This is a genomic window from Pseudomonas sp. Mb7 (assembly GCF_054790525.1).
Map to the genome: position 1 here is coordinate 2636941 of NZ_CP186501.1, position 12692 is coordinate 2649632.

The window sequence follows — 12692 nt, forward strand, 5'->3', positions numbered from 1 at the left end:
CCAACCGCGTTAGAGGGCCGACAATGCTCGGCATCACATCGAATGAGGATTTAGAGGTGGGTATGAAAATCAAAGCACTGGGCATCCCTTTCGCCATCGCCGCCGCGCTGGCACTGGCCGGTTGCTCGACCCCGACGGTGGTCACCCTGCAGAACGGCACCCAGTACCTGACCAAGGACATGCCGAAGACCAAAACCAAGGACGGCTTCTATGAGTTCGAGGATATTTCCGGGGCCAAGGTGAAGGTTCGCGCTGATGAAGTGGCCACAGTGCGCGAGGAAGACTGACTCACGGCGATCGATCGTTCCCACGCTCTGCGTGGGAATGCAGCCCGGGTCGCTCCGCGTCCCATCCAGAGCCGAACGCGGAGCGTCCGTTGAGGCATTCCCACGCGGAGCGTGGGAACGATCATCAAAGCAGCTTTTTTATTCGAAGGTAGGCATACCCGGAATGCTGCCGTCGCAAGGCATGTACGTGCCACCCCGCTTGACCACTTCCCCCTGCAAGCGCCGGCAGCGTTCCAGATCCTGCTGCGCCATGCGATCAATGCTCAGATTGCCGGTGGTTTGCGGCGGCTTGCCGTCACCCAGGCGCAGGGTCACGAACGGTTGTTCGGGCTGAATCTGAAAGCGGCTCTTCTCTTCGACCGGTTCGACCTCCGCGGTTTTCGGCGGGCTCGGCAGTTGGTCGGTGGTGACGCCGTAACGGCTCAGAATCGAGCTTTGAGGCAGATCGGCGCAGGCATTGGCCGAACACAGCGCCAGTGCGACGAACCCGACATACCCCTTGAAACCTTTCACGTTTGAATCTCCTGTACTCAATGGCGGCTAGCTATAGAACGTGTGCTCACGTGCTGGCTTTAGGCCGCATTTCCTGTTTTCGCAGGGGTTTGAGTCAGGGAGTGGCTGTCGAGTCACTTTTGAAACCGAGTTATCGTTCTTCGCGAGCAGGCTCGCCCCCACAGGGGATTTATAAACGACACAGATCCAGTGTGGGAGCCAGCCTGCTGGCGAAGAGGCCCTTACCGGCGCCCCATCAACCTCAGGCGATCACAACGCCGTCAGCACTCAAGCTGTTGAGCGACACCCCGACCAACGTCACCGAATCATTGCCAAACGTCAGCACCGTGTCCTGCCCGACGGTCGCAGCATGAGCCCGGAAATCCTCCGCCGGCAACACACCCTGCACACCAAGAAACACCAGTTTGTCATTGGACGTGAAACCGACCACCCGGTCCTGACCGAACGCACCGTTGAACAGGAACGTATCCGCCCCGCCCCCCGACTCCATCAGGTCATTGCCTGCGCCGCCAACAAACACGTCATTGCCCGCGCCACCCATCAGGTGATCGTTGCCGTCCAGCCCGAACAACCAGTCGCCACCGGCATGCGCCTTCAACGTATCGGCGCCGCTGGTGCCTTTGACGCTGGACTCGTACGCGGTGACGTTGTTGCCGACCTTCAAGCCGCTGGCCGTGACGCTGTGGGTCACATCGTCCTTGAACAGCCCCCAGAGAAAGCCCGGTTCCTTGGTGACAATGCTGCCTATGTCGCGGGTGATGCTGATCCCGCCGTTGGCGTCGCGAATGTACAGATTGCCGGCGCCGTCGTTGGCGAAGTCGAAGTTCTTCACCGCGCTTTGCAGATCGAGGGTGTTGTTGCCCTGCCCGCCAAGGATGACGTTGTAGCCACCGCCATCGCGGAAGGTGTCATTGCCGGCGCGACCTTCCAGGTAATCGTTGCCGCTGCCGCCCTGGATCAGATCGTTGGCGTCACTGCCAATGATGAACGTGCTGCCCTTATGGGTTTCGGCGTTGCGGTTGAGATCCTGTACCCAGGTGTTGGCCCGCGCCGGGTCCGAGAGGTTGGCGACAATGATCGTCGAGTCGCGGCTGGTCAGGTCGTAGAATTTTGAGTCGATCACCCGATTCATACCGTCGCCATACGCGGTCGGCAAGTGCGAGATCCAGGTGGGAATGTTGAGGATCGAGTACGGCAGCAGATTCCACGCGGTCGAGGCGTAGTGATCGTTGAAGCTGACGATGTTGTCGGTGGCCGAGACCTTGGGCGCATCGTGCACGCCGATCGAAGCTCCGGTGAAGGTCGAGCCGTCGAGGGCGCGGAACACCGGGTCGTTTTCGTAGCCGACGTTGAGCACTTTGTCGGTGCTGCTTTGCGTTGGCGAGGCGTAGGCGATGTAGTTGGAGTCGGCAAAGAAACCACCCCACTTGCCACCGCTCAGGTCGGCCATGCTGTTGACCGCCAGGCCACCGAGGCTGTGGCCACTGACGAGAACGTCCTTGCCGCTGAGGCCGTTGGCCTTGGCAAACGCCACCACGTCATTGAGCAGATTGCCGAAGGCTTCACCGACGTAATTCTTCGCATAATCCTTGGGGCCGAAGGCGGCGAGCAGGTCGTTGATCACGTCACCGATGGAGTCGAGGATCAGGTTCTCACGCGGGCCGCTGGTGCCGCGAAAGGCAACGCCGAGTTCGGTGAGATGGCCCTGGGCGTCGTACTTGCCGAGGATTTCCACTTGGGCGGTGGTGTAACCGGCCTTCTCGCCGAAGAAGGTACCCCGCGCATCGGTTTTGCCGTCGTAGCCCAGTTGCGAGGCGGTGATGGGCGTCCAGCCGGCCTTTTTCACCGCGTCGAGGGCGAGTTTTTCCGAGTCGGGATTCCACGGAATGCCGGGGATCACCCCCTGGGAATCGGTGCCGCCGAGCAGTGCCGTGACCAGCGTGGCGGGCAGGCCGAGGCCGAAGCCGTTGTGCTGATAACCGGCGGCAAAGCCGTTATCGAGGTTGTGGTAGGAATACAGCGTGATCGCCATGGCATCGCTGAACAACGCCTTGGAATCGGCTGTGCCGAAGTTCTTGTAGTCATACACACCCATTGCTATTGCCTCTCTCTTGTTGGAATTGTTAGAGATAGCTCACAGCCAGGGCGCCCCACGGGGACGCCCCGGAGCATTTCAGAATCTACATAGCTTTAAACTGTAGGAGTGAGCCTGCTCGCGATAGCGGTGTGCCAGATGAAAAAATGCAAACTGACACACCGCTATCGCGAGCAGGCTCACTCCTACAGGGGTTACTAGGCGAACACGAACGCCGAGTCCGACAGGTTAGCCACTCCCACCCCGATCAGGGTCACGGCAAAATCGCCAATCTTCAGCACGGTATCGTTGCCGGTCTGCGACGTGTGTTGCTTGTAGTCGTAGCCCTGCCCCGCGCCTTCGACGCCCATGAACACCAGTTTGTCGCTGCCCTGATAACCGTTGATGGCATCAAAACCGAACGCACCGCTGAACAGGAAGGTGTTGTTGCCACCCACGGCGGTCATCACGTCGTTACCGGCGCCACCGACGAAGGTCACATGGCCCTTGTCGCTGATCAACTTGTCATCGCCACCGAGGCCGAACAGCCAGTCACCGTCGGCCGTGGCGTGCAGCGCATTGCCGTAGCCGTCGCCACTGAGCGAGTGGTTGTACTGGGTCAGCTCGCTGCCGTTGGTCAAACCCTTGGCGGTGACGCCCCAGGTGATTTCCTTGCTGCCCCACCACGAACCCGACTCCTTGCTCACCAGCGCGCCAATGTCGCGGGTCATGCTGATGCCGCCGTAGGCGTCGCGCACGTACAGCGTGCCGTCACCGTCGTTGGCGCAGCTGAAGTTCTGCAACGGTTTCTGCAGTTCGAAGGTGTTGTGGCCCTGGCCACCGAGCAGGATGTTGTAACCGCCGTCATCACGGAACCGGTCATCACCGCCCAGGCCTTCGAGGAAGTCGTTGCCCGCGCCGCCCTTGAGCCAGTCGCTGCTCTGGGTGCCGATGATGAACGTGCTGCCGGTGTGCGGCTCGCCACTGCGGCCGAGATCTTCGACCCAGGTCTTGCCGCGAGAAGCTTCTTCCAGATTGGAGACGATGATCGTCGAGTCTTTATGCGTAAGGTTGTAAAACTTGGAATCGATGACCCGATTCAAGCCATCGGCATAGCCCAACGAGCTGTGGGCCGACCAGTTCAGCGGATTGACGATGCTGAACGGCACCAGGTTCTGCGCGGTGGACGCGTAGTTGTCGTTGAAGTTGACGATGTTGTCGGTGGTCGAATCGTGCGGCTTGTCGTGCTTGCCCATCGAGGCGCTGCTGAATGTGGTGCCATCGAGCACGCGAAAAACCGGGTCGTTTTCGAACCCGATGTTCAGCACGTTATTGCCGGTGCTGCTCTGAGTCGGCGAGGCGAAGGTGATGTAGTTGGCATCCTTGAAAAAGCCGCCCCAGTTGCTCGCGCTCAGTTCGGCCACGCTGTTGACCCCGAGCCCACCGAGGCTGTGACCGCTGAGCAGCACGTCCTTGGCGGCAATGCCGTTGGCAATGGCGAATGTGGCGACCGCCTTGAGCAAATTGTCGAAAGCGTTTTTAGCGTAATTGCTCGCGTAATCCGACGGCCCGATGGCGGCCAGCAGGTTGTTTTTCAGGTCGCCGAAGGTGTCGCTGTAACCCAGCCCGCCGGTGCCACGAAAGGCCACGCCGATGCCGATCAGTTTGCCGGCAGCGTCGTATTTGCCGAGCACTTCGGCCTCGGCACTGGTGAAGCCGTCCTTCTCGCCGAAGAACGTGCCCTGCGGCCCGACCTTGCCCTGATAGCCCAGCGCGGTTGCCGTGAGCGGTGCCCAAGCGGTGGCCGGCAGAGGCTTGCCGGTCGGCGTGTAGGCGTACAGCGTCAGTGCGATGGCGTCGCTGTACAACGCTTTGCCATCGGCATTTTTATAATCGAACAGTCCCATGTTGTGCTCTCTCTTCCTTCAAAAACCGGCAGCTCCGCAGAACTGCCGGTACGCCTTAGAACTGCCAGTCGAGGGTCAGACCCACACCGTGGTCCTTCTCGTTCGAGCCGATCAGTCCGTTGTAATCGAGGTTCACCCGCACATCGCGATTGAGCGCCAGACCCGCACGCACACCGACCACCGCCGCATCGCGATCCATCGACACGCTCTGCACGGTGAACGCGCTGTTGCCATTGGCAAACGCCAGATGGCTGTCGGCATCAACGTTGCTCAGGTTGTGCTGCCAGCCGAGGCTCGCGCCGAGTTCCAACTGATGCTGATTCGACAGCGCGAAGCTGCGCTTGGCGCGCACGCCGAGGGTCGACAGCACCACATCGCGGTTGTCCTCACCGCCCTTCAGCGCGGCGGCGTCACCTTTTTCGGTGAAGCTTTCGGTGTTCAGGTGCACATAGGACAGATTGGCGAACGGCTCCAGGTTCATCGGTTGCAGGCCCAGATCATAGGCGGCCTCGGTGAACACTTGAGTGGTTGCGGCATCGTGCTTGGTCTTTTGTTTTCCGCTGACGTCCCCGAACTGCAGGTCACGTTTGACGTCGACACGGTGCCAGCTATAGGCGCCACCGACGGTCAGACGCAGCGCATCGATCTGATGCCCCAGGTACGCACCCAAGTGGTAGCTGTCGACCGACGCCGACGAATGCGTGCCGCTGCCCATGCTCAACGAGCTGTCGCTATAACCGGTAACGAAACCGAGACGGGTATCTTCAGCGATCAAGCCATCGACACCGGCCAGCAGGCCACCGATGGAGCTGTTGGAGTCGGCATTGTCATGCCCGCCATCGCTCTTGCCCCACGAACCCAAGACCTTGACCCAGGCGTTGCTGCGGTCGTCGGTCGGTGCGCCGGCATTGAACAGATCACGCTCACGCAGACGCTCGCCCACCGCTTCACGCAGGTAACGGCTGTCGTTGATCAGCATCGTGCCAATGGCCGGATGGATTTCGCCGGACAACTGCTGGAAGGCTTGCTGCGCCGACGCCGCATTCGGCGACAGCAACAGGGTTTCAAACAGCGCGTTACCAGCGCCCAGACGCTCAGCCGCCGCACCGACCGCACGTTGGTTCGGCGTCAAACCGACGCTGGCGAACGAAGCGTCGTTACGCCCGACTGCCAACTGGATGCCATCGGCCGAGTACGCCAGCGTGCCGCCGAGAAAGGCGTAATCCGGCAACACCTGACCAAAGCGCCCTTCAATACCGCCCGCCGCTTGCAGGATGTTGTAGCGCGTGCCGAGCAGGCTTTGCACTTCATTGGTGGTCAGCAGCGTCGGGCTGTTTTCCAGCGACAGGCTCACCGTCGCGCCTTCGATGACCGCTTTGCCGGTAGCGATGATCTGATCGCTGCTGGTGGGCGACAACTCTACGGCGTAAGTCGAACCGGGGGCGAAGGTCACGTCACCGGCCACGTTCAGGGTGCCGATGGAATTACCCGGCGCGACCGTACCGCCGCTGTTCACCGACAGCGCGCCGATGTGGCCATTGCCGCCGAGGATACCGCCGTCATTCACCGTCACCGCCGATTGCAGCGAACCGTTGATGGCCAGGCGCCCCTGATTGACCAGGGTCGGGCCGCTGTAAGTGTTGTTGCCGGTCAGCACCAGCGTGCCGATACCTTGTTTGGTCAAACCGCCGTGACCGGAAATGTCGTTGCGCCAAGTGTCGAGGCCGCAGGTGATGTCGGTGCACACGCGCTCGGTCGGTTTGCCTTGATCGATGATCGCGCCGATACCCGGCAGATCCGCGACAAACTGGCCGGAGCCGTAAGCGCCGTCGATGCGGAATTCGGCCGGGATGTCCTGCTCGGTGACGAACATCGACGGGCCGTCGATGCCTTTGCGCAGGTTGATCATGCCCCAGCCGTACAAGGCGTCGATGCCCGGTGCGCCGAGGTCGGTGGCCGTAGTGCGCAAGACCGTGGCGACCTGATCACCGCTCATGTACGGGAAGCGTTCCATCAGCACCGCCATGGAACCGGCGACATGCGGCGCGGCCATCGAGGTGCCGTTGTAGTTTTTGTAGCCGGTGGTCAGGTTGTCGGCGTTGGTGCCTTCGATGATCGCGCTGAAAATCTTTGTGCCCGGCGCCGAGACGCAGAAACTCGCGGTGTAGCCGCAACGCGAAGAGAACGTACTCATGATGTACGGATTGGCGCTGGCCAGATCCGGGTTCTTCTGCAGCGCAGCGACGGTGATCCAGTTCGGCGCGATGTCCGGGACGAAATAGCCGAGGCCGGCGATGGCGTCCGGGTTGTTGAGGTTGTAGTCGTTGCCGGCGGCGAAGATCGTCACGATGCCACTGCGCGCGGCGGCAATCGCACCGTCGTAGGCGCCGCCGGGTTTGCTGCCGAGCAGCGTGCGGATTTCGTTGAACTGCACTTGCGCGTCATTGACGGTGAAGTGCGGGTACGCCGGATCGCGGCCGCCGAGGTCGAAACGGTCAGTGATGCCGATGCCCCAGCTGTTGTTGATGATCCGCGCGCCGCTGGCGATCAGTGCGTCCCAACCGGCCTTGTACACCGCGCCGTCGTTGCCACGAACGATGCCGTCCTCCGGGCCCGGGTCACCGTTGTCGGCGCTGATGATCTGCGCACCGAATGCCACGCCGTGCATCGGCCCGCCGTCGCGACTGCCGGCGGCGATACCGCCGACGTGGGTGCCGTGGGCGCCGAGTTTGCCGTCGGAACCGACCGAGGGCGAACCGTCATAGCGGAACGCATCGCCGGCTTTGACCGGGATGTACGGGTCGGTGTATTCGCGAATCCCGCTGGTGACCAGGGTGACGACTTTATTGCTGCCGGAGAACTCCGGGTGCGCGGCATACACCGGCTGATCAAAGATCCCCAGTTTCACGCCTTTGCCGGTATAGCCGGCGGCATAAGCGTGATCGGCACCGATCGCGCCCAGGCCCCAATCGGCCTGAAATTCGGCACTGCGCCAACTCGACGGATCGCCCGTACGACCGCTCTCCACGTAGGGCGCGGCGTGGGCTGTGCCAATGGCACAGAGCACGGCGAGCGTGAGGGTTTTCAGGGCAAAGCGGCCTCCCGTTTGCGCGGGGGTATTGTTGTTATTCATCCAGCGACCTTCCTTAGTGATGTTGCGAAAAATCCTGATCGTTGCCAGTGAGGGCGATGATCGTCGTTGATCGTTCCCACGCTCCGCGTGGGAATGCAGCCCGTGACGCTCCGCGTCACTGGACGCAGAGCGTCCCTAGAGGCATTCCCACGCGGAGCGTGGGAACGATCACCAGAAGCCGGGTTATCTTGCTTAGAACTGCCAGTTCAGGCTCAAGCCAACGCCATGCAGCTTTTCGCGACTGGCCAGTTGTCCGTTGTAATCAAGGTTGACCCGTACATCGCGGCTCAGCGCCAGGCTGGCCTGCACGCCGACCAACGCCGCGTCACGCACCAGCGCTGAACTCTCCACCGCGTACGGCGTGCCACCGCTGGCAAAGCGCAGATGCTGCTCGGAATCGATGTCGCTGAGGCTGTGCTGCCAGCCGAGATGGCCACTCACGTCGAGTGATTGCGCGGGCGAAAGATTGAACGTCTTGATCGCCCGCACACCGAGGGTGCTCAGCACCGCGTCACGTTGATCGCCGGAGCTTTTCAACGCCGCAGCGTCGCCCTTCTCGGTCAAACCTTCAGTGTCCAGATGCACGTAGGCCAGATTGGCGAACGGCTCCAGCGCCAGCGGTTGCAGGTGCAGGCGATAAGCCGCTTCGCCGAACACTTGCGTGGTCGCCGCGTCGACTTTGGCTTTCTGTTTGCCACTGACATCGCCGTATTGCAGATCGCGTTTCACATCGGCGCGATGCCAGCTATAAGCCGCGCCCGTGCTCAAGCGCCAGGCGCCGAGTTCACGGCCGGCGTACGCGCCGAGGTGATAGCTGTCGACCTTGGCCGAGGAATGCGTGCCCGAACCCATGCTCAGCGAACTGTCGCTGTAACCGCTGACCAGACCGATGCGCGTTTGCTCGTCCAGCGCGCCATCGACACCGGCCAGCAGCCCGCCAATCGAGGTGTTGTAGCCCGCCGTGTCGTGGCTCGAATCGGTCGTGCCCCAGGCGCCGAGCGCCTTGACCCAGCCATTGCTTTGCGCAGCATTGGTATCGTGCAGACGCTCGCCTACTGCGTCACGCAACTGGCGGCTGTCGTTGATCAGCATTGAACTCAACGCCGGGTAGATCTCGCCGCTCAACTGCTGAAACGCCTGTTGTGCGGAACTCGCATCGGGTGAACGCAACAGGCTTTCGTAGACCGAATTGCCCGCGCCCAGGCCTTCGACGGCAGCGGCCACCGAGCGCTGATTCGGCGTTTGCCCGACACTGGCGAAGGTGGTCGAGTTACGTTCGATATCGAGTTGAATGCCATTGGCGGCGTAGTCGAGGCTGCCGCCGATAAACAGGTAATCCGGCAGCACGGCACCGAACTGGCCCTGAATGCCGCCAGCCGCTTGCAGAATGTCGTACTGGCGACCGAGCAGGCTTTGCGCCTCGCTGGTGCTAAGCAGCGTCGGGTTGTTTTCCAGCGACAGGCTGACCGTGGCGCCGCTGATAGTGGCTGTGCCCCCGGCAACGATGCGGTCGCTGCTGGTCGGCGACAGTTCAACGGCGTAAGTCGAACCGGGCGCGAAGATCACGTCACCGGCCACGTTCAAGGTGCCGATGGAGTTGCCCGGCGCCACGCGAGCGCCGCTATTGGCGGTCAACGCGCCAATCCGGCCGGAACCGCCGAGGCTGCCGCTGTCATTCACCGTTACAGCGGAAGTCAGCGAGCCGTTGACCGTGAGCAAGCCGCCATTGACCGTGGTCGCACCGCGATAGGTATTGTCGCCCGTGAGGATCAACTGCCCGCCGCCGGACTTGATCAGGCTGCCTTGATACACCCGGCTCGCCGCTGCCGTATCACGGGCAGTGCCGACCGCGTAATCGGTCTGATCCTGCTGACTGGCGCCCGCAGCAACGCCGTTCTGCCAGCCCTTATCTTGCAGGGTTTGCTGCCAGGCACTGTGCTCAGCAAGGTCTTCAGCCTGCCGCTGAATCAGCGCCTTGTCGGAGATGTCATTGCTCCAGACATCGCGCTGCCCTGCCCCCAAGTTGGCATCAAACGCACCGAGCAATTGCCCTGGCCCGCGCATCGCCCGGTTCAGGTTGGCCACGCCCCAGCCGACCCGCTCGGTCGGCGCAGCGGTGACTGAGCCATCCAGTTGCGTCGCTGTAGTCAGCAGCACTTCGAGCGCCTGCTGATTGGTCATGTACGGGTAGCGTTCCATCACCAGCGCCAGTGCCCCGGTCGCATGCGGCGCCGACATTGAGGTGCCGGACTTGATCGCGTAATCACCACCGGGAATGGTGCTGTCGATCTTCGCCCCCGGCGTGGTGATGCACCAGTATTTGGCGAGGCCGCACTGGTTGTACTTTTGCTGATTGCTTTGATCGAGGCCCGACACGGCCAGCCAGTGGCCCTCCAGATCCGGCTGAAAGTACGGCAGCGCGGAACGCACGCTGGCGTTCGGATAGCCGCTGTTGCCGGCGCTGAATACGTTGATCACGCCGCGCCGGGAAACATCCGCTGCCGCGTCGAGCCAGGTGCCTTTATTCCAGTGCTGAGCGTACGCGGCGTGCAGATCAGCCAGTGTCCGGTAGCTGACATCCGGCGGCTGGCTGCCCCAACTGTTGTTGATCGCGCGCACCCCAGCATCGGCGAGGGCGTCGTATACCGCTTTGAAATAGCGCGGATCGGGGTTGGGGCCGAAGAGAAAACTGTCGTTTTTGTTGGTGTTGCCGACGTAGATTTGTGCGTTGTACGCCACGCCGTGCATGCCGGTACCGTCGCGTGAGGCGCCCATGGTGCCGACGACATGCGTGCCGTGGGAGTCGTTGTTGGGGTTGAGGGTGCCATTGACGTTGAACAGTGAACCGTCAATGTAGCTGCCGCTGGCCGGTACCGGGTGATAGCGGTCGCTGGCGAATTCCGGGTGGGCGGCATCGAAACCGGAGTCGAGGGCGCCGATTTTCACGCCTTTACCGGTGATGCCGGCGGCGTAGGCTTGCTCTGCCTGCATCCGGCTCAGGCCCCAGTCGCGGAGGAATTCGGCGCTGCGCCAACTGCCGGGATCGCCGGGTTGGCCGGTTTCGAGATATTGCGCCTGAACCTGTGTTGCGGAAATCACAAGCAGCAGGGTACCGACCGAAATTGGCTTGATGCGTACGTCCATGTTCACCACTCACTTTTATTGTTTTATGCAGGTTCTTTTGCGGTGTCGCCTGTTCCCCTCACCCCAGCCCTCTCCCCCAGGAGAGGGAGCTGACCGAGGTGTCTTGCGTCATGCATCGACGTGAAAAACCGCGTCGATTGTGGATTCAGCTGGTCTCGCATCGACCTGAAAAACCGGCTCGATGTTGGATTCGGTGCCGCTCGTTCAAGTCGGTGTACTTCTGCAATATCCCCGGATCAGTCCCCTCTCCCTCTGGGAGAGGGTTAGGGTGAGGGCTGTTGAGCGACCACAAATGCCTCATCCACCCGCGCCAGATCCTGCTCGTTCAAGGTCCCGGCGTAGTAATGCAACTTGGTCCAGGCCATCAAATAGTCGTACCGCGCCTGCGCCAGATCACGGCGCGTGGTGAACAACTGCTGCTCGGCGTTCAACGCGTCGAGGTTGGTCCGCTCACCACCGAGAATGCTCTGCTTGGTCGACACCACCAGCGCTTCCGCCGAGCTCAATGCCTTCTGATAAGCGCGCAATTTGCTCACCCCGGACAAACAGGCACTGAACTGCCGCCGCAGTTCGATCAGCGTCTCACGCGTTTTGCCGTCCAGTTCGTATTCGGCCTGCTCCATAGTGCGGCTGGCCTGACGCGTCGACGCCGACACCCCGCCACCGGCATACAGCGGCACACTGACTTCAAAACCGATGGTGTTGGTTTCGTAGCGCTGGTTGTAGGTGTTGCCGCTTTCCGATTCGTTCTGGCGCATCGAGGCGTAGGCATTGATTTTCGGCAGATGCCCGGCGCGATTGCGCTCCACTTCATAACGCGCGACTTCCACGGCCTGGCGTTGCGAAGCCAGATTCGGGTTATTGCTCACCGCCATTTCATGCCAGGTGTCGTAATTGGCAGGCATCAGCGCGAAGGTCTGGAAGTTCTGATCGAGCGGCGCCAGATCACCGATGTCCACCGCCGGCGTACCCACCAGCGCACCCAGCTCCCGCAGCGCGGCGTCCTGTTCGTTGCGCGCCTCGATCTCCTCGGCAGTCGCCAGTTCATAACGCGACTCAGCCTCGAGAATATCGGTACGCGTGCCCTCGCCTTGCTTGAACATGTGTTCGTTCTGCTGGAACTGCTGCTCGTACGCCTTTTTCTTCGCCTGAGCGATGTCGATCTGGTCCTGCGCGAACAGTGCCTTGGTGTAGTTGTCCAGTACGCGAACCAGCAACTCCTGGCTCTTACCGCGAAAGTTCTCGTCGGCAAACAACGACTGCGCGACACCTTTGCGATACGCGGCATAAGCCTCGTAATCGAGCAGCGGTTGTTGCAGGGTCAGCGCCGAGCCGTAACTGCTGTAGTTACGATCGTCGGTACGGTTACGCGCGCGCTCATCGAGAGACGTCGCTTTCGACGAGTTGCGCCCCTTGTTGTAGGTGTAACCGATGCGCGGCAACAGGCCGGCGCGGCCAATGGCGCGGTTTTCCAGGCCGGCATCGCGTTCCTTTATCGCGCCGAGGAACACCGGGTCATTGCGCAACGCCTGTTCGTAGATCTCGAACGGCCCCATGGCCGCCACTGCCGAGTGACTCGCGAGCAGCAAGAATGCTGCTGCGAGCGTGGAAAGCTTATTCATACAGCCGAACAT

7 protein-coding genes are annotated in these 12692 nt (G+C 61.6%); 1 reads left to right on the forward strand and 6 read right to left on the reverse strand.

Annotated elements, in window-relative coordinates; translation table 11 throughout:
- Positions 1-62: 62 nt before the first annotated feature.
- A complete protein-coding gene (locus tag ACOYXH_RS12060) occupies positions 63-287 on the forward strand; it encodes a YgdI/YgdR family lipoprotein (protein ID WP_095049074.1) in 225 nt (74 codons plus the stop codon).
- 138 nt (positions 288-425) lie between these two features.
- On the opposite strand, the gene ACOYXH_RS12065 is transcribed toward ACOYXH_RS12060, so the two are convergent.
- From ACOYXH_RS12065 to ACOYXH_RS12090, 6 genes are all read right to left on the reverse strand, one after another.
- Complete coding sequence (locus ACOYXH_RS12065; RefSeq protein ID WP_095049075.1) at positions 426-800, reverse strand: hypothetical protein; 375 nt, start codon at positions 798-800, stop codon at positions 426-428.
- Positions 801-1041: 241 nt separating this feature from the next.
- A complete protein-coding gene (locus tag ACOYXH_RS12070; protein ID WP_095049076.1) occupies positions 1042-2895 on the reverse strand; it encodes a polyurethane esterase in 1854 nt (617 codons plus the stop codon).
- A 197-nt stretch (positions 2896-3092) separates the two neighbouring features.
- A complete protein-coding gene (locus ACOYXH_RS12075; RefSeq protein WP_460410749.1) occupies positions 3093-4781 on the reverse strand; it encodes a polyurethane esterase in 1689 nt (562 codons plus the stop codon).
- A 55-nt stretch (positions 4782-4836) separates the two neighbouring features.
- On the reverse strand, positions 4837-7914 hold the full coding sequence (locus ACOYXH_RS12080; RefSeq protein ID WP_460410750.1) for an autotransporter domain-containing protein: 3078 nt from the start codon (positions 7912-7914) through the stop codon (positions 4837-4839).
- A 192-nt stretch (positions 7915-8106) separates the two neighbouring features.
- Entirely contained in the window at positions 8107-11058 is a 2952-nt protein-coding gene (eprS, locus tag ACOYXH_RS12085; RefSeq protein WP_460410751.1) for an autotransporter serine peptidase EprS, read from the reverse strand.
- 263 nt (positions 11059-11321) lie between these two features.
- On the reverse strand, positions 11322-12692 hold the full coding sequence (locus ACOYXH_RS12090; protein ID WP_095126057.1) for a TolC family outer membrane protein: 1371 nt from the start codon (positions 12690-12692) through the stop codon (positions 11322-11324).